Genomic DNA, 22,456 nt, shown 5'->3' on the forward strand with positions numbered 1-22,456 from the left:
CGGCCTCCTAAGCCGATTTACGCCTGCCGCCGGCGGCCTTCGGCCTGGCAGTTTTCGCCGAACGCTTCGCCGGCTTCTTCTCGCCACCACCGTCCGAGAGGCTCTTCTTCAGCGCATCGAAAAGGTTGACGACATTGGAGGGCTTGGGCGCCGCCTTCGGCTTCGGCGCCTTCCTGCCGGCCTTCTTGGCGCGGATCAGTTCGAGCAGCGCATCCTCGTATTTGTCGTCGAATTTCGACGGATCGAATTTCGCCTGCTTCTTGTCGATGATGAGCTCGGCCAGATCGGTCATCTCGTCGTCGGTCTTCACCGCCTTGATGTCGCCGAAGACGGTGTCCGGCTGCCGCACCGTGTTGTCGTAGCGCAAAGTGGTCAGCACCATGCCCTTGCCCAACGGCTCGATCACCACCGGTCTTTCCCGCTGGTAGAGGGCGATGCGGGCGAGCCCAGCCATTTTCTTGCCCGACATGGCGTCGCGGATGACGGCAAACGCTTCCTCCGACACCTTGTCGGCCGGCGAAACATAATAGGGCGTGTCGAGATAGATCTGCTGGATCGAGGCTTTGTCGACGAAGCCGTCGAGGCTCATCGTGTGCGAGGTCTCGATCTGCACCGCCTCGATCTCGTCTTCCTCGATATGGACGAACTCGTCGTCATCGACCTCATAGCCCTTGATCTCGTCGCCTTCTTCCAAAGGCTTGCCGGTCTCGGCATCGACATAGATGCGTTTGACGGTGTTGCCGGTCTTGCGGTTGAGGATGCGGAACGAGACCTTTTCGGTATGGGTCACGACATTGGTCAGTTCGATGGCGCAGGTGACCAATGACAGCTTGAGATAGCCCTTCCAGGCGGGACGCGGCGCCATGACGAGTTTCCTGTTCAATGCGGTTCAATCGAGAACGGGCAGGGCGCGTTCAGGTTCCGGCAACAAGCCCGAACGCTTGTTGGCGCGCGCACGGAAATTTCGTCTGGGGCTCAAGCGTTGAAACAGAACCGCGCCCAAGCGACATTCATACGAAACATATGTGATGCAAAAGTCACACAAGCCGAAATGGCGACAGACTGCACGGAAACACCCCGAATCAGCCGCATTCCGGCCACGAACCAGGGCGTTTCGGACCAGAAATTAACATCACGTTCACCGACTATTCACGCCTCGACGCTATCATCCCAGGCAATTCGGAAGGGACATCCGAAATCGGGACAGGGACAGGGAAAATGAAGTTCTGGAATCACATCGCCGGCTACGCCGTCGCCCTCCGCGAGTTCGTCGCGCCGACCTATCGGCCGGAGCGCTATTACATGCGCGGCCCGGGCCCGGCCTGCGCCCGTCGCGGCAATTCGCTGGGCATCAGCGCGCACTGATCATGACCGTCGAAAGCCGTCATGACAGCCGGATCTGCAAACCGGCCGACAACCATCGCGCAACCACCTACCGCGCCGAGCGCCCCGCGCTGGCCGACAGACGGCGTGCGACAACGCCAGGGCTTTGATGCAGCCATCGGCTGGCTTAGTGTCCAAGGACATGAGCAGCCGAGGCAATCGTGACCGACGTCATCAAGCCAACCTCCCTTCCTGAACCAGCCCCTCTTCCTGAATCCTTCGACGCATCCCATCCGCTGATCGTCTTCGACGGCGTCTGTGTGTTCTGCTCGGGTTTTGTCCGGATGGTGATCCGGCTCGACCGCAAGCAGCGCTTCCGCTTTGCCACGGCGCAGTCGCCGTTTGGCGAGGCGCTGTTTCAAAAATATGGACTGCCGACCGACAGCTACGAGACCAACCTGACCCTCATCGACGGCATCGCGTCCACTAGGCTGGATAGCTTCGTCGCCGTGATGGCCGAACTGGGCTGGCCTTGGCGGGCGGCCAAGCTCCTGCTGATTTTGCCACGCCCGCTGCGCGACTGGCTCTACGATCGCATCGCCAAGAACCGCTATGCCCTGTTCGGCAGAAGGGACAGCTGCGAGATCCCGTCAGCGGAGATGCGGGAGCGGCTGATTGGCTAGCAATTGCAGGAAAAGTGCGTGGTGGCTTTCCGTCTGGAGTTGCGTAAAAACAAAGGGTTAGAGCGGTTCAACAATTCTATCAAACGTTGAACCGCTCAGGGCCCGGTCGCCGTCATCGGCGGCTATTGTTTGCAATCGCGGCTGTCGCCTCTCGATGGGTTTCAGATGCCTTCGACCAGCACGATCTCGCCGTCGGCCACCTTCTGGCGGATCGCGACGGCGCGCTGATACTCCGGCGAGTGGTAGCAATCGTGTGCTGCGGCAAGTGACGGAAACTCGATGATCACGTTGCGTGCGCGACCCGGACCTTCGGCCTTTTCATGCTCGCCGCCGCGCGCCAGGAATGCAGCGCCGAACCGCTCGAAGGCCGGCTTGGCGGCGGCGACATAGTCCTTGTAGCCTTCGGCGTCACGCACATCGACGCGGGCGATCCAGTATCCTTTCGGCATTCGTCTTCTCCGGATTGGTCTTGTGTCTTACGCCGAGCGCATTTCGTCGAGGATCGCTTCTGCAACCGCTCGCCGGTCGGCGGCGCCGACAATCGGCCGCCCGACGACGAGGTGGCTTGAGCCGTTGCGGATCGCCTGCGCCGGCGTCACGACGCGCTTCTGGTCGCCATGGTCGCTGCCCTTAGGCCGTATGCCCGGCGTCACCACGGCCATGCCGGGGCCGACGATCCGGCGCACCGCTTCCGCCTCCTCGGCCGAACAGACGACACCGCCCATGCCGGCATGCAGCGCCTGTTCGGAACGCCGCAGCACCAGCGTGTGCGGGTCGTATTCATAGCCGGCGTCGATCACGTCCTGTTCGTCCATCGAGGTCAGCACGCTGACCGCGAGCAGGCAAAGCTCGCTGCCCCTGGCGGCTTCCACGGCCGCCCGCATCGCCTTGGGATAGGCATGGATGGTCAGCATCGTCATGCCCATCTTGACAATGTTCTCGACGCCCTTGGCCACCGTGTTGTCGATGTCGAGCAGCTTCATGTCGAGGAAGATCTTGGTTCCGCCGCTGGCGAGCTCGCGGGCGAAATCGAGCCCGCCGGCGAAGGCGAGCTGGTAACCGATCTTGTAGAAGGAGACGACGCCGTCGAGTTCGCGCACCGCCTGCTCGGCCTCGCGCAGCGTCGGCAGGTCGAGTCCGACGATCAGCCTGTCTCGCATCGTCTCGGCGTGCATGGCGTCCTCGGCGTCGGTCACGCCTCGATCCGGGTGGACAGCATGCGCGAGGTTTCGATCAGTGTGCGGCATAGGCGCTCCATCGATTGGCGTAGTCTCTCATCCCTGAAATGTCCATCGTCGCCGAAGGCCCCGCTGGCGCCCGACACCGAGCATTCCGCCGTTACCACCTCCATCTGGCAGCGCACCAGCACGGCGCGCAGATGGTTGATGCAGCGTATGCCGGCGAACTTGCCGTCGGAAGAGGAACACAGGCCGGCCGGCTTGCCGGGGAAAGGCCGGAACGAGCGGCCACCATCCCTGCGTATCCGGCTCACCCAGTCGATGCTGTTCTTGAGCAGCGGCGGCAGCGAACCATTGTATTCCGGTGTGGCGATCAGCAGCCCGTCATGCGCGGCGATCAGCCGGCCGAGCTTCATGGCGTTTTCAGGGACGCCCTTTTCCTTCTCCAGGTCCTCATCCATGATCGGCAGCGGATAATCGCCGAGCGAGATGCGGGTCACCTCGGCGCCCTGCAAGGCAAGCTCCTTCTGCGCCACATCGGCGGTCCTGCCGCTGAAGGCGCCTGACCTGACCGAGCCGGCGAAGACGAGGATTTTCGGAACTATCGGCATTGGCCACCCCTGTCATGGGCAGGTATAGGCCAGATGCAGTTCAAATCAATGCGCCTCGCGCCGGTAGATCCAGAGCTGCGTCGGCGGGATGTTGCGGATGATGAAGTCGAAATGCTTGACCGTGTAGTCGCCACGGCCGGGCGGGATCGGCGACAGCGGTCCGTAGGTCAGCTGCACGATCGGCCTGCCTGCCGGGATGCGGTCGAGCAGGCTTTCGATATAGGCGATGCGCTGTGCGACCGGGAAGTTGAGCAGCGGCACGCCGGAGACGACGGAATCGAACACCATGTCGCGCTTGTCGCCAAGCGTCGCATTGAGGTTGAAGGCGTCGCCCTCGATGACGTTGACGCCCGGATAGAGCTGGCGCAGATGGCGCACGAAATCGGTCGAATATTCGACCGCATAGAGATTTTCGGGTTTCACGCCGAGCGCCAGGATGGCGCGGGTGATGACGCCGGTGCCGGGGCCGACTTCGAGCACCGGCAGACCGGATTTCGGGTTGACGATGGACGCCATCTTGCGGGCGGTGATGGAACTGGTCGGCACGATGGAGCCGACCGCTTTCGGCTTGTCGATCCAGCCCTTGAAGAATTTCAGCTCGTCGTCGAACTTCTCCGCCAGCGACTTGCGCAATCCGGGTCCACGTGCCATGCGAGCTCTCCTCAACGGCTCCCCCGAAACGCTACTTAGCAGCTACGGGGTTCAAGACAAGGCTCGAGCCGGCATAAGGTGTTGATGACGCTTGGGAAGCGTCGCGGTGCATGTCGCCCAAAAGTGCGTAGCGGTTTTGGGATAGCGACAATGAGACAAAGGGCATCAGCGATCGCCGAAGGACTCGAAGAAGTCCTTCATGCGGGCGAAAAAGCCGCTCGACTGGGGCGAATTGTCCTGTGAAGACAGCTGCTCGAATTCCTCCAGCAGCTCGCGCTGGCGGCGCGACAGGTTCTGCGGCGTCTCGACCGCGGTCTGGATGTAGAGATCGCCGACATTGGGCTGGCGCAACACCGGCATGCCCTTGCCCTTGAGCCGGAACTGGCGGCCGTTCTGGGTGCCTTCCGGCACCTTCACCTTGGTCTGGCTGCCGTCCAGCGTCGTCACCTCGAACGAGCCGCCAAGCGCCGCCGTCGTCATCGAGATAGGCACCTTGCAGTAGAGATCGGCGCCGTCGCGCTGGAAGAATTCATGCGGCTTGACCGCCAGGAAGATATAGAGATCGCCCGACGGGCCGCCGCGCAGGCCGGCCTCGCCCTCATTGGCAAGCCGGATGCGGGTGCCGTCCTCGATGCCGGCCGGGATGTTGACCGACAGCGAGCGCTCCTCGGTGACGCGGCCCTGGCCGGCGCATTTCGGGCATGGGTCCTTGATCGTCTGGCCGCGGCCCTGGCATTGCGGGCAGGTGCGCTCGATCGAGAAGAAGCCTTGCGTGGCCCGTACCTTGCCGTGGCCGTTGCACATGGCGCAGGTGGCAGGCTGGGTACCGGGCTTGGCGCCGCTGCCCGAGCATTCCGCGCAGGAAATGGAGGCCGGCACGCGGATCTGCGCGGTCTTGCCGGAAAAAGCCTCTTCCAGCGAGATTTCCATATTGTAGCGCAGATCGGCGCCGCGCTCGCGGCCGCCCGACGAGCGGCGTTGGCGGCCGCCCATCATGTCGCCGAAAATATCCTCGAAGATATCGGCGAAGCCGCCGGCGCCGAAGCCTTGTGCGCCGCCATTCATGCCGCCCTGCTCGAAGGCGGCGTGGCCGAAACGGTCATAGGCCGCGCGCTTCTGCGGGTCCTTCAGCGTTTCGTAGGCTTCGTTGATTTCCTTGAACTTGTGCTCGCAGGCATGATCGCCTGGATTGCGATCGGGATGGAACTGCATGGCGAGCTTGCGGAAAGCGCTCTTGAGCTCCTTCTCATCGGCGCCCTTTTGCACGCCCAGCGTTTCGTAGAAATCAGCTTTCATCTTTTCCCGCTGTCCGGATGCTCAACGTCTTGATGCATACTTTGCGTCGTTTGCCGGCATGTTGCTTCGATTTAGGAGCGATGCTGCCCGGATGCCAGTGGCGACTTGGGGGCAGCCCGTGTTTTTCCGTCACTTTTTCGGCGAAGCCCGCACTTTTTCAGCTTGGGTTGCAAAAAAGCCCGGCCTTGCGCCGGGCTTTTTCGCTTTATCTGCCGTCGGACGGCTCAGGCCGACTTCTTCTTGTCGTCGTCCTCGTCGATTTCCTCGAAATCGGCGTCGACCACATCCGAGTCCTTGGCGGCGTCCGCCTTGGCGTCGGCCTCCGCGGCTTCCTTCTGCGAAGCCTCGTACATGGCCTGTCCGAGTTTCATCGAGACTTCGGCAAGCGCCTGCGACTTGGCCTCGATCTCGGCCGCGTCGTCGCCTTCTGCCGCCGTCTTCAGCGCCGCGATCGCATCGGCAATCGCCGCGCGGTCGGTCTCCGAGACCTTGTCGCCATATTCCTTCAGCGACTTCTCCGACGAATGCACCAGTGCTTCGGCCTGGTTGCGGGCCTCGACCAGCGCGCGCCGCTTCTTGTCGCTCTCGGCATTGGCCTCGGCGTCCTTCACCATCTTCTCGATGTCGGCGTCCGAAAGGCCGCCCGACGCCTGGATGCGGATCTGGTGCTCCTTGCCGGTGCCCTTGTCCTTGGCCGAGACGTTGACGATGCCGTTGGCGTCGATGTCGAAGGTGACTTCGATCTGCGGCACGCCGCGCGGTGCCGGCGGAATGCCGACGAGATCGAACTGGCCGAGCATCTTGTTGTCGGCCGCCATTTCGCGCTCACCCTGGAAGACGCGGATGGTCACCGCCGATTGCGAATCCTCGGCGGTAGAGAACACCTGGCTCTTCTTGGTCGGGATTGTCGTGTTGCGCTCGATCAGGCGGGTGAACACGCCGCCCAGCGTTTCGATGCCGAGCGACAGCGGCGTCACGTCGAGCAAGAGCACGTCCTTGACGTCGCCCTGCAGCACGCCGGCCTGGATGGCGGCACCGAGGGCCACGACCTCATCCGGGTTGACGCCCTTGTGCGGCTCCTTGCCGAAGAACTGCTTCACGATCTCCTGGATCTTGGGCATGCGGGTCATGCCGCCGACCAGGACCACTTCGTCGATCTCACCGGCCTTCAAGCCGGCATCCTTGAGCGCCGCCTTGCAGGGGTCGATCGTGCGCTGGACGAGATCCTCGACCAGGCTTTCGAACTTCGCCCTCGTCAGCTTCAGCGTCAGGTGCTTCGGTCCGGTCGCATCGGCGGTGATGAAAGGCAGGTTGATCTCGGTCTGGGTCGTGGACGACAGCTCGATCTTGGCCTTCTCGGCCGCCTCCTTGAGGCGCTGCAAAGCGAGCTTGTCGTTCTTCAGGTCGATACCCTGTTCCTTCTTGAACTCGGTCGCCAGGTACTCGACCAGGCGCATGTCGAAGTCCTCGCCGCCGAGGAAGGTGTCGCCATTGGTCGACTTCACCTCGAACACGCCGTCGCCGATCTCGAGCACCGAAATGTCGAACGTGCCGCCGCCAAGGTCATAGACGGCGATGGTCTTGCCGTCCTTCTTGTCGAGACCGTAGGCAAGGGCGGCCGCTGTCGGCTCATTGATGATGCGCAGCACTTCGAGGCCGGCGATCTTGCCGGCGTCCTTGGTCGCCTGGCGCTGGGCGTCGTTGAAATAGGCCGGAACGGTGATGACCGCCTTCTCGACCTTCTCGCCGAGATAGGCTTCCGCCGTTTCCTTCATCTTCTGCAGGATCATGGCCGAGATCTGCGAGGGCGACTGCTTCTTGCCGCCGGCCTCGACCCAGGCATCGCCATTGTCGCCCTTCACGATCTTGTAGGGGACAAGCTTCTTGTCCTTCTCCGTAACCGGATCGTCATAGCGGCGGCCGATCAGGCGCTTGACCGCGAAGATGGTGTTTTCAGGATTGGTGACCGCCTGGCGCTTGGCCGGCTGGCCGACGAGGCGCTCGCCGTCACCGCTGATGGCGACGATGGAAGGGGTCGTGCGCGCGCCTTCCGCATTCTCGATGACCTTCGGCTCCTTGCCATCCATGATGGCGATACAGGAGTTGGTCGTTCCAAGATCGATACCGATTACTTTTGCCATTGTTCTGGTTCTCTCCGCTAAGCAGGCTCTCAGGACCCGTGAAGGCGTTCCGACGAAAGCCCCTGTTCACAAGAAATTCCGTTCCGGCTACCGGCGTTCCGGCGCCGAACGGCTTGGCGCGTATATAAGAACAGGCTGCACGGCGCGCAAGCATTCTGCGCAAGGCTTCCACCATCATACCGGTGGGCAGGCAGCGGACCAATTGTCGCCGCCTGCGATCCGTACCGGGCGCGACGCGCAAAATCAAAAAACATTACAGCCGGATCAGGACTTGAAGGCCTCGGAACAGAGAGATTGCAACTTGGGGTAGATTGCAGACCCGGATGCAATCACCAGCGTCCCATCCCGCAGCACAGTCGTCGGGTCGGGCCTGAGAACCGTACCGCCGGCTTCCTCCACCAGCAGCATGCCGGCCAGACAATCCCAGGGGTTCATATGCTCTTCGACATAGCCGAGCAGCCGGCCGGAGGCGGCATAGGCGAGCATCAGGGCGCCCGAGGCGTTGCGGAAGAAGACACCGCCCTCCGCCATGATCAGCCGGATGAGCACCGCGACATGCTCGGTCGCCGCGCGGTTCGAAAGCCCGGTTCCGACCGAGCCTTCGCCCAGGCTCGCGGCCTGGCTTGCCTTGATCGGCCTGCCGTTGACGAAAGCGCCGCCGCCACGGTGGCCATGAAAGGTTTCACCGGTCGAGGGTTCATGGATCACGCCGACGACGGTCTCGCCATCCCTGGCGCAGGCGATCACCACGCACCAGGCTGGAATGCCGCGCACGAAATTCGCGGTGCCGTCGATCGGATCGATCACCCAGACATAGCCGGTCGACCCGGTGACCGCTTCATGCTCCTCGCCGACAATGCCGTCCGTTGGGTAGTCGGCGGCGATTGCGGCGCGAATGAACAACTCCACCTCGCGATCGCCATCCGAGACCAGGTCCTGATGGCCCTTGCTCTCGATGGTCAGGTTTTCGAGGTCGCGAAAGTATCTCAGGCCGAGTTCGCCGGCGCGTCGCGCCAGCTCGATGGCAAAGCGCATGCGCGCGTCAAGGTCGTTGGTCACGGGATGCTCAATCTAGCGGAAGGATGCTTGCCCTTAGCAGACGGGCGCTATCAGCAAAAGCGCTGAGCTGCCTCAGGCCGCTTGCGATAGCGATTTGTGGACGTCGGCCAGCATCTCGAATGAGCGCACGCGCGCCGCATGGTCGTAAATCTGCGCCGTCACCATCAGTTCGTCGGCGCCGGTGCGGCGCACGAAGGCGTCGATGCCTTGCCTGACCGTTTCCGGCGAACCGACGACGGCGCAGGACAGCGCCTGGCCAAGCATGGTTTTCGCCATCGGGTCGAGGCTGGCTTCGTATCCTTCGACCGGCGGTGGCAGCCGGCCCGGCCGTCCGGTGCGCAGATTGACGAAGGCCTGCTGCAGCGAGGTGAACAACAGCCGCGCCTCGGTGTCGGTGGGTGCTGCAAAGACATTGAGGCCGAGCATGACATAGGGCTTGTCGAGCTGGTCGGACGGCTGGAAGCGAGAGCGGTAGATCTCCAGCGCATGGTCGAGCTCGGCCGGCGCGAAATGCGAGGCGAACGCATAGGGCAGGCCGAGCATGGCGGCGAGCTGCGCGCCATAGAGGCTGGAGCCCAGGATCCAGACAGGCACGTGCTGACCCTCGCCAGGCACGGCGCGCAGGCGCTGGCCCTCCTCGGCCGGCAGGAAATAGCCCATCAGCTCGACGACATCCTGCGGGAAATTGTCGGCGCCGGCCTCCAGATTGCGGCGCAAGGCCCGCGCCGTTCCCATGTCGGTGCCGGGCGCGCGGCCAAGGCCGAGATCGATGCGGCCGGGATAAAGCGCCGCCAGCGTGCCGAACTGCTCGGCGATGACCAGCGGCGAATGGTTGGGCAGCATGATGCCGCCAGCGCCGACACGGATCGTCCTGGTGCCGCCGGCGACATGGGCGATGACGACGGAAGTGGCCGCACTGGCGATGCCCGGCATGTTGTGGTGCTCGGCCAGCCAATAGCGCTTGTAGCCGAGACGCTCGGCGTGGCGGGCGAGGTCGAGGGAGTTGGCCAGCGACTGCGATGCGTTGCTGCCTTCGACGATCGGCGATAGGTCGAGGACGGAAAGGGCGGTCATGCGGTCTCCACGATTTTCTTGTCCCGCAGCTTGGCCTCGAAGGCTGCCCGGTCAGGGATGACGATTTCGAGCTGGCTTTCCAGCACCTCGGCAAGCTCGGCGGCTGTCGCGATTTCTCTTTGCTCGGTGCGGCCGCCAAGATGATGCGTCGACAGCCGGTTGTTGCGCAGCGCATAGCGCCGGTCGGGCAGAGCGCGCGCCGCGATCACCGTTGACAGGAAATGCGAGTCCGGATGGGTCGACAGGAAATGGCTGCTGACCGCGTAGTCGATCTCGTAGCTCTGCTGCATGTCGAAACGGTAGATGGTGCGCCAGCCGCCGCCGATATCGGCTTGAAGTCGGAAATGATCGGAGGCCTCGGTGATGCGAAAGTTTTCATGCGGGGTCTGCTGCTCGAGCCCGGGCTCGAGCAGCAGCGGCGCCGTCAGCGTCAACCCGCCGAAGCCGACATCGGCGATGTAAGTTCGTCCATCGAGCTCTATGCGGAGCAACATATGGCTGCGCGCGGTAATAGTGTCGTCGGGTTGGCCCCACAGCACCCGCGCGGCAAGGCCGCTGACCTCGAAGCCAAGCGCCTTCAGCGCATGCAGGAAAATCAAATTGTGCTCGTAGCAATAACCGCCGCGGCCGCGCGCGAAGATCTTGTCCTGCAGCGAGGCGAGATCGAGCTTTACCGGAGTGCCCAGGAACGGGTCGAGATTTTCGAACGCGATCGCTTGCGGGTGCTGCCGATGCAATGCCGTCAGCGCCTCCAGCGACGCATCTGTCCGGCCACGGTAGCCGATGCGGGCGAAATAGGCGTCGATGTCGAAGGAAGCGTTGGTCATGGAAGGAAGTCCGGCTAGACCGGGTCGATATAGGCACTCCACCCCGAGACGACAAACAGGCGGCAAACAATTGCCTGTCGTCTATGCGCGCGCCTTGTCGGTGTCCTCGGCCGGATCCTCCTCGACGACTGCGCTGTGTTGCGCGGCCAGGAAATTGCCGACATGGCTGAGACCGTCGAAATGGTCGCAGAACACCTTGATGACGACCAGCAGCGGCACCGCCATCAGCGCGCCGACGAATCCCCACAGCCATGACCAGAAGGCGATGGCAATGAAGACCGCCACGGCATTGATCTCCAGCCGCCGGCCGACCACCATCGGCGTCACGAACTGGCCTTCGACGAGGTCGCACAGCAACACGAAGGCGGGCGCCAGCAGTGCGAAGGAGATGCTGTCGAAGCTGATCAGCGCGATGACCGTGACGAGCAGAAGTGTGATCAGCGCGCCGACATAGGGCAGGAAGTTAAGCAGGGCCGCCGCCGCGCCCCAGACCTGCGGGTTGGGCATGCCGAGCCCCCACAGGCCGAGGCCGATCACCGTGCCGAGTCCGGCATTGATGACGGCGATGGTAAGCAGATAGTGCGAGATCTCGTGCTCGACGTCGTAAACGACACGCAGCGCCCGCTTCTTTTCGCTGAGGCTGGCAAAAGACTGGATGATCTTCTCGTAGAACATCGTGCCGGAGGCCAGCAGGAACAGCGACAGCACGAAGACGATGGTGATGCTGGTGCCCGCCGACAGGATGTTGCCGGCGGCCGAAGACAGGATGCCCGACTGCGCGAAGCTTACCTTTTGCACGCCCGGTTCCTGTGAGGTCTCGGTCAGCCCCTCCAGCTGTTGCGCAATCTGCATGGCCCTTTCGAGCGGGCGCTTGAGTTGCGCCAACCGTTCCGTCAGCTGCTGGCCGATCGACGAGGTGTTGTTGATGAGGTCGATGACCGGACCGCTGAGCAGATAGCCGGCGCTGGCAAGGAAGACGACCGACAGGAGCACCAGCAACGTCGCCGACAACACGTCGGGTACGCCGTGCTTGCGCAGGAAGCGCACGATCGGCGTCAGCGTCAGTGCCAGCAGGAAGGCGAGGATAACCGGCATGAAGAAGGCGCGGGCAAAATACAGCGCAAAGATGACCATCAGGATGAAAATGCCGATTAGCAGAGACCGCATCAGGCGAACATTCGCGCGGGCTTCGGCGCGCGGATCGGGGCTTTCGGTAACACCTGCGCCCGAAGCGGTCGGTTCGGCCTTCATCGCTTCCCCTCGAACGCACCGCAATCGGTGCGCTTCATCGGCGGAAACGCCCTCGCGACGCCTAGGTTCCGTTAGCCGGCAATGAGCGCAGCCATGGGCTGTGCGGCGGGCGCTGCCACCGCGGCGGAGGCCCGGTTGAAAGCAGGCGGCTGTCGAGCGTTGGCCGGTTCGGAAGTCTCGCGCCAACCACGACGCGTCGATGGCGATATTACATGGCGTGTAATTGAGACGGCGCTGCCGGCAGGTCTAATACGAGCAGACTTTCGCGAAACCAGAGGCAAGCACCGGATTGAAAGGTGCACCGCGATTTCAATTGATCGCAATGCTTTGGCGCAATGCGAAGGTGTGTGTGCAACCTTGGAAAGGACGTTACAATGCAAAGATTCAACCTTCAGACAATCGAGACTGCGCCGGAGAAATCCAAGCCTACGCTGAAGGCGTTGGAAGAAAGATTTGGCTTCCTTCCGAACGCTATAGCGACGATGGCGAACAATCCGGTCCTTCTCAACGGGTTCGTCGGCATCTTCGGCAGCTTTCACGGCGGCAGCTTCGACGAGATCGAGAAGCAGGTCCTGCTGCTTACCAACGCGGTGGCGATCAAATGCCCCTGGACGGTTGCCGCGCACTCGACATTCGCCATCGAAGACGGCATTGCCGAGAGTGAAGTCAAGGCGATCCGTGCAGGCAGGTTGCCGAAGGATCCGAAATACGCAGCACTTTCGGCACTGACAAAGGCCTTGATCGAGAACAAGGGAAACGTGACCGATGCGGACATCGACAAGTTCATCTCGGCTGGGTACTCGAAGGCCCAGATACTTGAGGTCGTAGCCGGCGTCGGCGTTTCCACGGTGGCGGCGACCACCGCGAACATGGCCGGCACGCCGATCGATGATCGCTTCCAGGCGCAGGCATGGTCTCCCGCGTCTGCGATAGCGGCCTGAGCCGCCGACGGCGCATGGACCGATGCCATGCGCCGTCGAGCAGTAAACGCAGGCCAATGGCCGCGGATCGTGGGGGCGCAAGGACAGTTGACTATGAAACCGTCGAATCCCGGAATTAGCATGGCACCCGACCTGGGCACGCTCTTGCGCCACTGGCGTGATCTGCGCGGCAGCAGTCAGCTCGATCTATCCCTCGATACCGGCATTTCGCAAAGGCAGATCAGTTTCATCGAAAGTGGACGCAGCGTACCCAACCGCGAGACCTTGATGGCGCTCGCGGGGGCGCTCGATGTGCCTTTGCGCGACCGTAACACATTGCTGCTCGCCGCCGGCTACGCGCCGATGTTTTCCGAAGGCGCATGGGACTCCATGGAAATGAAGAGCGTCACCAACGCCTTAACCCGCATCTTACGGCAGCATGAACCCTTTCCGGCGCTGGTCATGGACAGATACTGGGACGTGCTCATAACCAACGAAGCCGCGCCGCTCTTCTTCAGCTGCTTCTTCGATCCGGCCACCCGGAAAGGGCCGCGCAACGTGCTGCACCTCATGTTCGATCCCGAGGGCATGCGCCCGTTCGTCGCCAATTGGCACGATGTGGCGCGGAGCCTGTTCGAGCGCGTCTATCGCGAATCCATCGGCCGCGTCCTCGACGAAAAGACCAAGGATCTGCTGGCGGCGCTGCTCGCCTATCCGGACGTGAAAAGTGAATGGAAGAACCCCGTGCCGATCGGCTTCATGCCGGTCATTCCGCTGAGTTTCATCAGGCACGACCATGTCTTGAATTACTTTTCGATGGTCACCACTGTAGGCACCCCGCAAACCGTTGCCGCTCAGGAACTGCGCATCGAGTGTCTGTTCCCGGCGGACGAGGCGACCGAGACCCATCATGCCGCGATGATGGACATAGCCCGTGCGAATCAAGAAACGGAGCAATAGAACGAGGCCCGCGAATTGCGGGCCCGCCGGGATCAGGCGGCGGGCGCCGTGGCCGCTGGCACCGAATTTGCCGTCTCCTTGCGCACGATCGGCGCCACCTTGGTGCCGTAGAGTTCGATCGCCTTCATGACCTTGGCATGCGGCATGATGCCGATCGCCATCTGCAGCAGGAAGCGGTCATTGCCGAAGATCTTGTGCTGGGCGACGATCTTTTCCGCCACCTGCTCCGGATTGCCGACGAACAAGGCGCCCCCGGGACCCCGCGCGTGGTCGAAATGCGCCCGCGAGGTCGGACCCCAGCCGCGCTCGCGGCCGATGCGGTTCATCACTTCGGCTTGCGGCCCGTAGAAATCGTCGGCCGCCTTCTCCGTCGTCTCGGCGATGAAGCCATGCACGTTGAGGCTGGTGGCGAGACTTGCCGGGTCGTTGCCGGCGCGTCTTGCCGCCTCGCGGTAAACCTCGAACAGCGGCGCGAAGCGCGCCGGCTCGCCGCCGATGATGGCGAGCGCCAAGGGCAGTCCGAGCGCACCGGCGCGAGCGGCCGATTGCGGCGTGCCGCCGATCGCGATCCAGATCGGCAGCTTTTCCTGGAAGGGGCGCGGATAGACGCCGCGGCCGTTGATCGGCGCCCGCAGCCGGCCTTGCCAGGTCACCTTCACGCTGTCTCGGATGGCCAGCAGAAGGTCGAGCTTCTCGGCGAAGAGCTCGTCATAGTCCTCGAGGTTGTAGCCGAACAGCGGGAAGGATTCGATGAACGAGCCGCGCCCGGCCATGATCTCGGCCCGACCGCCAGACAGAAGGTCGAGTGTGGCGAACTGCTGGAAGACGCGCACCGGATCGTCGGAGGACAAAACGGTGACCGCGCTGGTCAGCTTGATACGCCTGGTGCGCTCGGCCGCCGCAGCCAGCGCCACCACGGGCGCCGATGCAGCATAGTCCGGCCGGTGATGCTCGCCCAGCCCGAACACGTCGAGGCCGACCTGGTCGGCCAGTTCGATCTCCTCGATCAAATTGCGCAAACGCTCATGCGGCCCGATGGCGCCAGGGCCTGGTTCCGGGCTGACGTCGGCGAAGGTGTAGAGACCAAGTTCCATGGCATGTCATCCCAGCGTTTGATTTTCGGGCTAGAGGTAGCGATCGGCCGGCCGCGCCGCCAGAGGGGCGGACGGTGAACAGTGCATGTCGATTTCAGCGGCAAGGAGCGTCTCCCGGCTGCAACAGACCAGAATTTCATGGCTGGCATACCGTTTTGGCGCTTGAACTCTCGGTTTTCGCGCGTATGTAAGCGTCGCGAATTGACTTCAGGGAAGTGGACTTGGCTATCTACAGGGAAAAAGACATTTTCGAGCGGCGCAATGCCGCAAACGAGGCAAAGAAGGCGCTTCTGGAGCGTTTCAAGTCAAAGCCGGCGGCAGATGATCCTGCGGTGCTGGCGCGACAGGCCGAACGCAAGGCAATCCTCGAGGCACGTGCGACACGCGAGGCCGAAAAGGCCAGGCTGAAGCAGGAAAAGCTTGCGCGCGAAGCGGTCGAGAAGGCCGAGCGCGAGGCAGCCGCTGAAGCGGCCCGCATCGCTGCTGAAGAAGCGGCGCAAGCGGAGGCGAAGATTCGGGAAGCAGAAGAAAACGAGCGCATTGCCCGTCTGCTTGCCGACGAAGCCGAACGCAAGGCCAAGCGCGACGCACGTTACGCGGCACGCAAGCAGCGCACCGGCAGGACGCCTCCGGGCTTCTCAGCCCGCTAGCTTTCGGCGCGATCGACTCGGATCGAAGACCAGGGCCGCCCGCAGCGGCCCTGAACGCGTTTGTGCATCCAAAATTTGTCAGGCATGGAGCGGGCGGCCTGCCAGCATCACGCTGCGAGCTTCAACCCCATGATGCCGCAGACGATGAGCGCGATGCAGCCGAGCCGGATCGCGGTAGCCGGCTCGCCGAGCAGCCAGATGCCGAGCAGCGCCGTGCCGACGGTGCCGATGCCGGTCCATACCGCATAAGCCGTGCCGACCGGCAGCGCCTTCAGCGCCAGGCCGAGCAAGCCCAGGCTGACGATCATCGAGGCAACGGTGAGGACTGTCGGCAGCGGCTTCGAGAAGCCATCGGTGTATTTGAGGCCGATCGCCCAGCCGATCTCGAACAGGCCGGCGAAGAACAGGTAAATCCACGACATCGGGTACGCTCCGTTCGGTGCGTGTCGCCCAAAAGTGCGCGGCTTTGGGATAACGCCACGCACACAGCAACACTTTGGCGGGTCGTCCCGGCCGAATTTCGGGGAAGGCGCGAGATCGTCCTCGCCGCTTCGATATAGGAAGCTGCACCTGCCCGATCAACAAAACACCGGCAGCATTGTTCATGCCGCCGGTTTGTAATCTGCGCCGAAACGGATTGGCCGGGATTAGAAAATGTCCCCGAGCCGAGCCGCCTACTTTTCCTTGAGCCGCATCGCCTTGACCGGTGGCGCCTTGAGCGCCGGGGCTGCGGCGGGCTTCTTCGCATCCTTCTTCGGCTTGCGGGCTTCCTTGCCCGCCTTCATCGCACCTTTAGCCATGATTCGCTCCTCCAATTGGTGGCCCCGAAGTGAAACAAGAGATTGGTCCGACTGCAAGAGCCTGTTGCATCTCGGCGCGCCAGTTGAGGTCCTGTCAACGCATTTTCTATTTTCCTCGTCAACGGTCCCGGACCATGCAATGGTCTTGGCTGCACTGCAGCATCAATCCGGTTTTCGCCGGATGACGATCAGGCAGGCCGGTCAGGACCAGAATGCGAATCCACATCGGCTGCGAGATGAGTTTCGACTTTCCGCAGGAAACACCGCTGATTGCGATGCTCAATGTCCACTATTCCCGGGCGTCCGATCTCGAACGGCCGGATTTCCTCACCTCCAATCCACCGGTGCCGATCGAAAGCTACCGCGACAGCTTCGGCAATTGGTGCAACCGGTTTGTCGCCCCGCCCGGGCGTTTCACCTTCGGCACCGATGCGGTGATCCGCGACCCCGGCACCTTCGAGATGGGCGACCTGATGGCCTGGCAGCATGAGGTGCGCGACCTGCCGTCTGACACGCTCCTGTTCCTCCTTCCCAGCCGCTATTGCGAGAGCGATGTGCTGGCGAACGAGGCGTGGCGGCTGTTCGGCCATACGCCGCTCGGCGTTCGCCGCGTGCAGGCGGTCTGCGACTTCGTTCACAACCACATCGTCTTCAACTACGGCAATGCGCGGCCGACGCGCACGGCAGCCGAGGCCTATCGCGAACAAAGCGGTGTCTGCCGCGACTTTGCTCATCTGGCGGTCGCCTTCTGTCGGGCGCTGAACATCCCGACCCGCTACTGCACCGGCTACATCAGCGACATCGGCACGCCAAAACCATGGTCGAGCATGGACTTCGCCGCCTGGATGGAGGTCTATCTCGGTGGCCGCTGGCACGCTTTCGATCCGCGCAACAACGCGCCACGCATCGGCCGCATCCTGATCGCGTCCGGCCGCGACGCGGCCGATGTGCCGCTGACCCATATCTTTGGGCCGGGTACGCTCGCCGGCTTCAAAGTATGGACCGACGAGGTCATCGAGTAAGGGCTCACGGTGCCCACCTTCCCCCTGAACGACCGGACCCTTTGCGCGTTGTGAATGCCTGTGGAGCTTTGGCGGGTTGGCCGCTAGGCTCTCGCGAGCATCGGACAGGGTAAAAACCATGGCGGCGCATGGCGGGTCGAGGAAGGTCATCTATGCGGCGCTCGCCGGCAATCTTGCCATCGCGCTGACCAAATTCGCCGCCGCCTTCTTCACCGGCAGCTCAGCCATGCTGTCGGAGGGCGTCCATTCGCTCGTCGACACCGGCAATGGCGGCCTGCTGCTCTATGGCATGCATCGCGCCGCCCAGCCGCCCGACCTCATGCATCCGCTCGGTCACGGCCGCGAGCTCTGTTTCTGGAGCTTCATCGTAGCCCTTCTCGTCTTCGCGCTCGGCGCCGGCGTGTCGTTCTATGAAGGCGTGGTCCACATCATGGCGCCCGAGCCGGTCGCGAATGCAATGGTCAACTATGTCGTGCTCGGCCTCTCCTTCCTGTTTGAGGGCAGTTCCTGGTACGTGGCGCTGAAGGAATTCCGCCGCGAGAAGGGCAGGCTCGGCTGGATCGAGGCGGTGCAGCTCAGCAAGGATCCGAGCGTCTACACGGTGCTATTCGAGGATAGTGCGGCGCTGCTCGGCCTGATCGTCGCCTTTGCCGGAATATTGGCGGCGGAGATATTCGCCATGCCTGAGCTCGACGGTGCAGCGTCGATCGGCATCGCGATGATCCTCGGCGCCACCGCCATCTTCCTGGCTCGCGAAAGCAAGGGCCTGCTCTTGGGCGAACCGGCCTCGCCCGAAGTGCAGAAGAAAGTGCTGGCGATTGCCCAGCAGGATCCGGCGGTGCAGCGCGCCAACGGCATATTGAGTGTCCATATCGGTCCGGAGGAAATCGTCGCCGGCTTGAGCATCGAATTCGAGGATCATATGACCGCGCCCGAGATCGAGGCCTGCGTCGAGCGGCTGGAGGCACGGCTGAAAACGGAAATGCCGGAGATTTCGCGGCTGTTCGTCAAGCCGCAGTCGGCCGGAACCTGGGAGCGCCGCCGCAAGGCGATCGTATCGGCATCCGGAGAGGCTCTGGATTAGTCGGCCGTTGTCTCGCGACCGCGCCGCGCTAAGATTGCGGCTGGATTTCGGGAGAAGCGACGATGAGAATTGACGGCGGGTGCCATTGCGGTGCGATCACCTATGAGGCGGAGGTCGATCCGGAAAAGACCTCGATCTGCCACTGCACGGATTGCCAGAAACTAACCGGCACGGCATTCCGGGTGACGGTTCCGGCACCGGAAAGCAGCTACAGGATCACCAGCGGCACACCGAAGGTCTATATCAAGACCGGATCCACTGGCACCAAGCGCGCTCAGGGCTTTTGCGGCGAGTGCGGATCGCACCTCTATGCGACCTCGGTCGGCGATGGCCCGAAGATCTACGGCATCAGGGTCGGCACGGCGCATCAGCGCGGGGACCTGGTCCCGAGAAAACAGGTTTGGCACCGCTCGGCATTGCACTGGTTGCCGGAATTTGAAGGCATGACGACCGTCGAGGAACAGTAGCCAACCGGCCCGGCGGCTCAGTCGTCGCCCTCGACCACTCGCAGCCGCAACTGGCCTGTCTTGGAGTCGGCGACGCGTGCACCGGCCTCGACCTTGCCAGCACTGGGGCGCGGCGGCTCGGCCTCGGCTTCCGCAAACTCGAGCGCCTCGATCTTCTGGCCGCGCTTGGTGACCTTCGATGTTGAGACGAGGATGTCGTCGATGTCCTTCGTCGCCTGGCCGAAATGCGTCTGCAGCCGCCGCACCCGCTCGTCGACGCGCGCAACGTCCTCCATCAGCCTGATGACCTCGCCCTGGATCAGATGCGCCTGCTCGCGCATGCGTGCATCCTTGAGGATCGCCTGGATGACCTGGATCGACAGCATCAGCAGCGACGGCGAGACGATGATGACGCGGGCGCGGTGCGCCTTCTGCACCACCGCCTCGAAATTCTCGTGGATCTCGGCGAACACCGATTCCGAGGGCACGAACATGAAGGCGGTGTCCTGCGTCTCGCCCTGGATCAGGTATTTTTCGGCGATATCGCGGACATGGATTTCGATGTCGCGGCGGAACGCCTGTGCTGCGACTTTCTGCAGGTCGGTGCCGTCGGCGGCGCGGATGGCGTTCCAGGCTTCCAGCGGGAATTTGGCGTCGACGGCGAGCGAAGGCGCGCCGTTCGGCATCCTCACCAGGCAGTCGGGCCGGCTGCCGTTCGACAAGGTCGCCTGGAATTCGTAGGCGCCATGCGGCAGGCCGTCGGCGACGATCGCCTCCATGCGCGACTGGCCGAAGGCGCCGCGCGTCTGCTTGTTGGAGAGGATTGCCTGTAGCTGGACCACCTGGCCGGCGAGCGACTGGATGTTGCCTTGCGCCGTATCGATCACCGCCAGCCGCTCCTGCAGTTTGGCCAGGCTTTCATGCGTCGATTTGGTCTGATCGGTCATGGTCTGGCCAAGACGCCCGGTCATCGCATCAAGCCGCTGGCCGATCGACTGGGTGAGTTCGGCCTGCCGCGCGCCGAACACTTCGGCGATCGCGCCCATGCGGCCTTGCATCTCGGCCTGGCTTTGCAGGATGCCGGCCATCCGCGCCTCGGCATCGCGGGCGTGGTCGGCGGCTTCCGCGGCCGCCACCGCGCGCGCCCGGGCCGACCGCCACAGCGCGACGACCAGCGCCAGGAACAAGCCAACAAACAGGATTGTGCCGAAGGCCAGGGCATGGCCGAGCGTGAACGTGCTGGCGCCGAGCCGGACGACGGGTTCGGAAAGGATGGTGCTCAGGTCGTTCATGCCGCCAGCATAGATGATTCGGTCCGCCGGCACAGATCAAAACGTGAACGGCCGCCGATTGTCCCCGTTGACGCTTTTCGCATGACGTCTTAGGTGAGACGCCATGTCGATCAAGCCGCTCATCATCCTTCCCGATCCCGTTCTGCGCCAGGTTTCCAAACCGGTCGAGCGCGTCGACGCGCCTTTGCGCAAGCTGGCCGGCGACATGCTGGACACCATGTATGACGCGCCCGGCATCGGTCTCGCGGCAATTCAGATCGGCGAGCCGCTGCGCCTGCTGGTCATCGACCTTGCCAAGGAAGACGAGACGCCGGCGCCGCATGTCTTCATCAATCCGGAGATCCTCGAAAGTTCCGACCAGCGCTCGGTTTACGAGGAAGGCTGCCTGTCGATCCCGGACTATTATGCCGAGGTCGAGCGCCCGGCCTCGGTGCGGGTGAAGTACCTCGACCGCGACGGCAAGCTGCAGGAGATGCAGGCCGAAGGCTTGATGGCGACCTGCCTGCAGCACGAGATCGACCACCTCAACGGCGTGCTGTTCATCGACCACATTTCGAAGCTGAAGCGCGACATGGTGGTGAAGAAATTCAAGAAGCTCGCCAGGGACAAGGCGCCGGGCAAAATGGTGGGATAGGGGCATGCCCCTTCGCGTCATCTTCATGGGCACGCCGGAGTTTTCCGTGCCAACGCTGCGGGCGATCGCCGAAGCCGGGCATGAAATAGCAGCCGTCTACACGCAGCCGCCACGCGCCGCCGGCCGGCGCGGGCTGGAACTGACGCCGTCGCCGGTGCAGCGCGAGGCGGAGCGGCTGGGCATCGAGGTGCGGACGCCGACCTCGCTGAAGGGCGAGGCGGAACAGCAGGCATTCGCCGCCCTGCGCGCTGATGTCGCAGTGGTCGTCGCCTATGGGCTGCTGCTGCCGAAGGCGGTTCTGGAGGCAACCCGGCTCGGCTGCCTCAACGGCCATGCGTCGCTTCTGCCGCGCTGGCGCGGTGCCGCGCCTATCCAGCGCGCCATCATGGCCGGCGACACCGAGACCGGCATGATGGTGATGCGGATGGAGGAGGGTCTCGACACCGGTCCGGTGGCGATGGTTGAAAAATGCGCCATCGCACCCGATATGACGGCCGGCGAGCTGCATGACCGGCTGATGGGCATGGGCGCTTCGCTGATCGTGGCAGCATTGACACGGCTGGGGATAAATTGTCTGACATTTACCCAACAGGCGACGGCGGGGGTGACCTACGCCAAAAAGATCGATAAATCGGAGACACGCGTAGACTGGACGCGGCCTGCCGGCGAAGTCCACAATCACATTCGCGGCCTCTCGCCCTTTCCGGGCGCGTGGTGCGAGGTCGACATTGGCGGCCGCATGGAGCGGCTGAAACTGCTTCGCTCGACGCTTTCGGATGGCGTCGGCGAGTCGGGAGGAATTCTCGATGACCGGCTGACGGTCGCCTGCGGGTCAGGCGCGATCAGGTTGGTCGAAGTTCAACGGGCGGGCGGAAGGCCCACCACCGCGCAGGAGTTTTTGCGCGGAGCCAAGATCGAAAAAGGAACGAAACTCTCATGAGCATGATGTCGATACGCGCGGCGACGCCGCGGGATCGCGAGGCGATCCGCCTCGTCGAGGAACATGCATTCGGCCAGCAGGCGGAGGCCGGATTGGTCGACGCACTGGTCACCGGCGGCGATGCCGTCGTCGAGCTGGTGGCGGAAGAGGACGGTCAGGTGGTCGGCCACATCCTGTTTTCCAGGCTTTTCGTGGGCAACGGCGGCAAGAGCTTCCCGGCCGTGGCGCTGGCGCCGCTGGCCGTCGAGCCGTCCTTCCATGGCTCGGGCATTGGCGGCGCGCTGATCCGCGAGGCGCATATCCGCCTCAAGGACGCCGGCGAGAGCCTGGCCGTGGTGCTCGGCGATCCGGCCTATTACGGCCGCTTCGGCTACACCCACGCCCGCGCCGAAAACTTCGAAAGCGAGTATCAGGGCGAAGCGCTGCAGGCGCTGGCCTGGGGCGACGCTCCTGAGGCGGGCAAGCTCGTCTACGCTTCAGCCTTTACCGCACTCGCCGCCTAAGCGGCGAGTGCACTTCG

Annotated in this window: 26 protein-coding genes; 11 read left to right on the forward strand and 15 right to left on the reverse strand. The window is 63.3% G+C overall.

Translation table 11 applies throughout. The annotated features are described in order from the left end of the window. Positions 1-7: 7 nt before the first annotated feature. Positions 8-865 (reverse strand): non-homologous end joining protein Ku, encoded by an 858-nt coding sequence (gene ku / locus A6B35_RS04480; RefSeq protein WP_006200591.1) that lies wholly within the window; start codon positions 863-865, stop codon positions 8-10. Positions 866-1,218: 353 nt separating this feature from the next. On the opposite strand from ku, the gene A6B35_RS34255 reads away from it, so the two are divergent. Continuing rightward, the gene (locus A6B35_RS34255; RefSeq protein ID WP_006200592.1) at positions 1,219-1,365 is read left to right on the forward strand and encodes a hypothetical protein; all 147 of its coding nucleotides are present in this window, start codon (positions 1,219-1,221) and stop codon (positions 1,363-1,365) included. 179 nt (positions 1,366-1,544) lie between these two features. Continuing rightward, positions 1,545-2,006 (forward strand): thiol-disulfide oxidoreductase DCC family protein, encoded by a 462-nt coding sequence (locus A6B35_RS04485; RefSeq protein WP_006200594.1) that lies wholly within the window; start codon positions 1,545-1,547, stop codon positions 2,004-2,006. Between the two features lie 161 nt (positions 2,007-2,167). On the opposite strand, the gene A6B35_RS04490 is transcribed toward A6B35_RS04485, so the two are convergent. The 10 genes from A6B35_RS04490 to A6B35_RS04535 form a co-directional block, all read right to left on the reverse strand. Then, a complete protein-coding gene (locus A6B35_RS04490; RefSeq protein WP_006200595.1) occupies positions 2,168-2,455 on the reverse strand; it encodes a DUF1330 domain-containing protein in 288 nt (95 codons plus the stop codon). A gap of 27 nt (positions 2,456-2,482) precedes the next feature. Beyond that, positions 2,483-3,181, reverse strand: a complete 699-nt coding sequence (gene pyrF, locus A6B35_RS04495; RefSeq protein WP_040582194.1) for an orotidine-5'-phosphate decarboxylase — start codon at positions 3,179-3,181, stop codon at positions 2,483-2,485. Positions 3,182-3,198: 17 nt separating this feature from the next. Continuing rightward, positions 3,199-3,795: an NADPH-dependent FMN reductase gene (locus tag A6B35_RS04500; RefSeq protein ID WP_006200597.1), complete on the reverse strand. Its 597-nt coding sequence runs from the start codon at positions 3,793-3,795 to the stop codon at positions 3,199-3,201. A 45-nt stretch (positions 3,796-3,840) separates the two neighbouring features. Further along, positions 3,841-4,446: a phospholipid N-methyltransferase PmtA gene (gene pmtA, locus A6B35_RS04505; RefSeq protein ID WP_006200598.1), complete on the reverse strand. Its 606-nt coding sequence runs from the start codon at positions 4,444-4,446 to the stop codon at positions 3,841-3,843. A gap of 165 nt (positions 4,447-4,611) precedes the next feature. Further along, complete coding sequence (gene dnaJ, locus A6B35_RS04510; protein ID WP_006200599.1) at positions 4,612-5,742, reverse strand: molecular chaperone DnaJ; 1,131 nt, start codon at positions 5,740-5,742, stop codon at positions 4,612-4,614. A 224-nt stretch (positions 5,743-5,966) separates the two neighbouring features. Beyond that, complete coding sequence (gene dnaK / locus A6B35_RS04515) at positions 5,967-7,883, reverse strand: molecular chaperone DnaK (RefSeq protein WP_006200601.1); 1,917 nt, start codon at positions 7,881-7,883, stop codon at positions 5,967-5,969. A 264-nt stretch (positions 7,884-8,147) separates the two neighbouring features. After that, entirely contained in the window at positions 8,148-8,942 is a 795-nt protein-coding gene (locus tag A6B35_RS04520) for an inositol monophosphatase family protein (RefSeq protein WP_006200602.1), read from the reverse strand. Positions 8,943-9,014: 72 nt separating this feature from the next. Beyond that, the gene (locus A6B35_RS04525; protein ID WP_006200603.1) at positions 9,015-10,016 is read right to left on the reverse strand and encodes an LLM class flavin-dependent oxidoreductase; all 1,002 of its coding nucleotides are present in this window, start codon (positions 10,014-10,016) and stop codon (positions 9,015-9,017) included. Continuing rightward, a complete protein-coding gene (locus A6B35_RS04530) occupies positions 10,013-10,843 on the reverse strand; it encodes an arylamine N-acetyltransferase family protein (RefSeq protein ID WP_006200604.1) in 831 nt (276 codons plus the stop codon). The genes A6B35_RS04525 and A6B35_RS04530 overlap by 4 nt, the downstream gene beginning before the upstream one ends. An 81-nt stretch (positions 10,844-10,924) precedes the next feature. Further along, positions 10,925-12,094 carry an AI-2E family transporter gene (locus A6B35_RS04535; protein WP_006200605.1) on the reverse strand — a complete coding sequence of 390 codons (1,170 nt, stop codon included), beginning with the start codon at positions 12,092-12,094 and terminating at the stop codon, positions 10,925-10,927. 374 nt (positions 12,095-12,468) lie between these two features. Between A6B35_RS04535 and A6B35_RS04540 the strand changes: the two genes are divergently transcribed. After that, positions 12,469-13,035: a carboxymuconolactone decarboxylase family protein gene (locus A6B35_RS04540; RefSeq protein ID WP_006200606.1), complete on the forward strand. Its 567-nt coding sequence runs from the start codon at positions 12,469-12,471 to the stop codon at positions 13,033-13,035. A 120-nt stretch (positions 13,036-13,155) separates the two neighbouring features. Next, positions 13,156-13,974, forward strand: a complete 819-nt coding sequence (locus A6B35_RS04545; protein WP_006200607.1) for a helix-turn-helix domain-containing protein — start codon at positions 13,156-13,158, stop codon at positions 13,972-13,974. Between the two features lie 32 nt (positions 13,975-14,006). Here A6B35_RS04545 and A6B35_RS04550 read toward each other — a convergent pair whose 3' ends face one another. Further along, a complete protein-coding gene (locus tag A6B35_RS04550; protein WP_006200608.1) occupies positions 14,007-15,068 on the reverse strand; it encodes an LLM class flavin-dependent oxidoreductase in 1,062 nt (353 codons plus the stop codon). A 221-nt stretch (positions 15,069-15,289) separates the two neighbouring features. Here A6B35_RS04550 and A6B35_RS04555 point away from each other — a divergent pair, with 221 nt between their 5' ends. Then, the gene (locus tag A6B35_RS04555) at positions 15,290-15,718 is read left to right on the forward strand and encodes a DUF6481 family protein (RefSeq protein WP_006200609.1); all 429 of its coding nucleotides are present in this window, start codon (positions 15,290-15,292) and stop codon (positions 15,716-15,718) included. Positions 15,719-15,825: 107 nt separating this feature from the next. Here A6B35_RS04555 and sugE read toward each other — a convergent pair whose 3' ends face one another. Both sugE and A6B35_RS37140 read right to left on the reverse strand, forming a co-directional pair. Next, a complete protein-coding gene (sugE, locus tag A6B35_RS04560; protein ID WP_006200610.1) occupies positions 15,826-16,140 on the reverse strand; it encodes a quaternary ammonium compound efflux SMR transporter SugE in 315 nt (104 codons plus the stop codon). A gap of 252 nt (positions 16,141-16,392) precedes the next feature. Beyond that, positions 16,393-16,518, reverse strand: coding sequence for a hypothetical protein (locus A6B35_RS37140; RefSeq protein ID WP_006200611.1), 126 nt, complete (start codon positions 16,516-16,518; stop codon positions 16,393-16,395). A gap of 212 nt (positions 16,519-16,730) precedes the next feature. On the opposite strand from A6B35_RS37140, the gene A6B35_RS04565 reads away from it, so the two are divergent. The 3 genes from A6B35_RS04565 (at position 16,731) to A6B35_RS04575 (ending at position 19,091) form a co-directional block, all read left to right on the forward strand. Beyond that, positions 16,731-17,540 (forward strand): transglutaminase-like domain-containing protein, encoded by an 810-nt coding sequence (locus tag A6B35_RS04565; RefSeq protein ID WP_006200612.1) that lies wholly within the window; start codon positions 16,731-16,733, stop codon positions 17,538-17,540. 118 nt (positions 17,541-17,658) lie between these two features. Continuing rightward, complete coding sequence (locus A6B35_RS04570) at positions 17,659-18,624, forward strand: cation diffusion facilitator family transporter (protein WP_006200613.1); 966 nt, start codon at positions 17,659-17,661, stop codon at positions 18,622-18,624. Positions 18,625-18,686: 62 nt separating this feature from the next. Then, entirely contained in the window at positions 18,687-19,091 is a 405-nt protein-coding gene (locus tag A6B35_RS04575; protein ID WP_006200614.1) for a GFA family protein, read from the forward strand. A 17-nt stretch (positions 19,092-19,108) separates the two neighbouring features. On the opposite strand, the gene A6B35_RS04580 is transcribed toward A6B35_RS04575, so the two are convergent. Beyond that, positions 19,109-20,362 carry a DNA recombination protein RmuC gene (locus A6B35_RS04580; RefSeq protein ID WP_040582195.1) on the reverse strand — a complete coding sequence of 418 codons (1,254 nt, stop codon included), beginning with the start codon at positions 20,360-20,362 and terminating at the stop codon, positions 19,109-19,111. A gap of 103 nt (positions 20,363-20,465) precedes the next feature. On the opposite strand from A6B35_RS04580, the gene def reads away from it, so the two are divergent. Genes def through A6B35_RS04595 form a run of 3 tightly spaced genes read left to right on the forward strand, consistent with a single transcriptional unit; the run spans position 20,466 to position 22,439 of the window. Further along, positions 20,466-20,996: a peptide deformylase gene (gene def / locus A6B35_RS04585; protein ID WP_006200616.1), complete on the forward strand. Its 531-nt coding sequence runs from the start codon at positions 20,466-20,468 to the stop codon at positions 20,994-20,996. Positions 20,997-21,000: 4 nt separating this feature from the next. Continuing rightward, on the forward strand, positions 21,001-21,936 hold the full coding sequence (gene fmt, locus A6B35_RS04590) for a methionyl-tRNA formyltransferase (protein ID WP_006200617.1): 936 nt from the start codon (positions 21,001-21,003) through the stop codon (positions 21,934-21,936). Then, a complete protein-coding gene (locus A6B35_RS04595; protein WP_006200618.1) occupies positions 21,933-22,439 on the forward strand; it encodes a GNAT family N-acetyltransferase in 507 nt (168 codons plus the stop codon). The genes fmt and A6B35_RS04595 overlap by 4 nt, the downstream gene beginning before the upstream one ends. Positions 22,440-22,456: the final 17 nt, after the last annotated feature.

This window comes from Mesorhizobium amorphae CCNWGS0123, from assembly GCF_001686985.1.
Taxonomy (GTDB): Bacteria; Pseudomonadota; Alphaproteobacteria; order Rhizobiales; family Rhizobiaceae; genus Mesorhizobium; species Mesorhizobium amorphae.

What these genes read in the sequence shown, in the direction of transcription:
- A6B35_RS34255 (WP_006200592.1), top strand. Translation starts at nt 1,219, where the DNA reads ATGAAGTTCTGGAATCACATCGCCGGCTACGCCGTCGCCCTCCGCGAG.
- ku (WP_006200591.1), bottom strand. Translation starts at nt 865, where the DNA reads ATGGCGCCGCGTCCCGCCTGGAAGGGCTATCTCAAGCTGTCATTGGTC.
- A6B35_RS04545 (WP_006200607.1), top strand. Translation starts at nt 13,156, where the DNA reads ATGGCACCCGACCTGGGCACGCTCTTGCGCCACTGGCGTGATCTGCGC.
- A6B35_RS04575 (WP_006200614.1), top strand. Translation starts at nt 18,687, where the DNA reads ATGAGAATTGACGGCGGGTGCCATTGCGGTGCGATCACCTATGAGGCG.
- A6B35_RS04550 (WP_006200608.1), bottom strand. Translation starts at nt 15,068, where the DNA reads ATGGAACTTGGTCTCTACACCTTCGCCGACGTCAGCCCGGAACCAGGC.
- A6B35_RS04500 (WP_006200597.1), bottom strand. Translation starts at nt 3,795, where the DNA reads ATGCCGATAGTTCCGAAAATCCTCGTCTTCGCCGGCTCGGTCAGGTCA.
- A6B35_RS04580 (WP_040582195.1), bottom strand. Translation starts at nt 20,362, where the DNA reads ATGAACGACCTGAGCACCATCCTTTCCGAACCCGTCGTCCGGCTCGGC.
- A6B35_RS04525 (WP_006200603.1), bottom strand. Translation starts at nt 10,016, where the DNA reads ATGACCGCCCTTTCCGTCCTCGACCTATCGCCGATCGTCGAAGGCAGC.
- fmt (WP_006200617.1), top strand. Translation starts at nt 21,001, where the DNA reads ATGCCCCTTCGCGTCATCTTCATGGGCACGCCGGAGTTTTCCGTGCCA.
- A6B35_RS04540 (WP_006200606.1), top strand. Translation starts at nt 12,469, where the DNA reads ATGCAAAGATTCAACCTTCAGACAATCGAGACTGCGCCGGAGAAATCC.
- pyrF (WP_040582194.1), bottom strand. Translation starts at nt 3,181, where the DNA reads ATGCACGCCGAGACGATGCGAGACAGGCTGATCGTCGGACTCGACCTG.
- pmtA (WP_006200598.1), bottom strand. Translation starts at nt 4,446, where the DNA reads ATGGCACGTGGACCCGGATTGCGCAAGTCGCTGGCGGAGAAGTTCGAC.
- A6B35_RS04530 (WP_006200604.1), bottom strand. Translation starts at nt 10,843, where the DNA reads ATGACCAACGCTTCCTTCGACATCGACGCCTATTTCGCCCGCATCGGC.
- def (WP_006200616.1), top strand. Translation starts at nt 20,466, where the DNA reads ATGTCGATCAAGCCGCTCATCATCCTTCCCGATCCCGTTCTGCGCCAG.
- A6B35_RS04565 (WP_006200612.1), top strand. Translation starts at nt 16,731, where the DNA reads ATGCGAATCCACATCGGCTGCGAGATGAGTTTCGACTTTCCGCAGGAA.
- sugE (WP_006200610.1), bottom strand. Translation starts at nt 16,140, where the DNA reads ATGTCGTGGATTTACCTGTTCTTCGCCGGCCTGTTCGAGATCGGCTGG.
- A6B35_RS37140 (WP_006200611.1), bottom strand. Translation starts at nt 16,518, where the DNA reads ATGGCTAAAGGTGCGATGAAGGCGGGCAAGGAAGCCCGCAAGCCGAAG.
- dnaK (WP_006200601.1), bottom strand. Translation starts at nt 7,883, where the DNA reads ATGGCAAAAGTAATCGGTATCGATCTTGGAACGACCAACTCCTGTATC.
- A6B35_RS04570 (WP_006200613.1), top strand. Translation starts at nt 17,659, where the DNA reads ATGGCGGCGCATGGCGGGTCGAGGAAGGTCATCTATGCGGCGCTCGCC.
- dnaJ (WP_006200599.1), bottom strand. Translation starts at nt 5,742, where the DNA reads ATGAAAGCTGATTTCTACGAAACGCTGGGCGTGCAAAAGGGCGCCGAT.
- A6B35_RS04595 (WP_006200618.1), top strand. Translation starts at nt 21,933, where the DNA reads ATGAGCATGATGTCGATACGCGCGGCGACGCCGCGGGATCGCGAGGCG.
- A6B35_RS04535 (WP_006200605.1), bottom strand. Translation starts at nt 12,094, where the DNA reads ATGAAGGCCGAACCGACCGCTTCGGGCGCAGGTGTTACCGAAAGCCCC.
- A6B35_RS04490 (WP_006200595.1), bottom strand. Translation starts at nt 2,455, where the DNA reads ATGCCGAAAGGATACTGGATCGCCCGCGTCGATGTGCGTGACGCCGAA.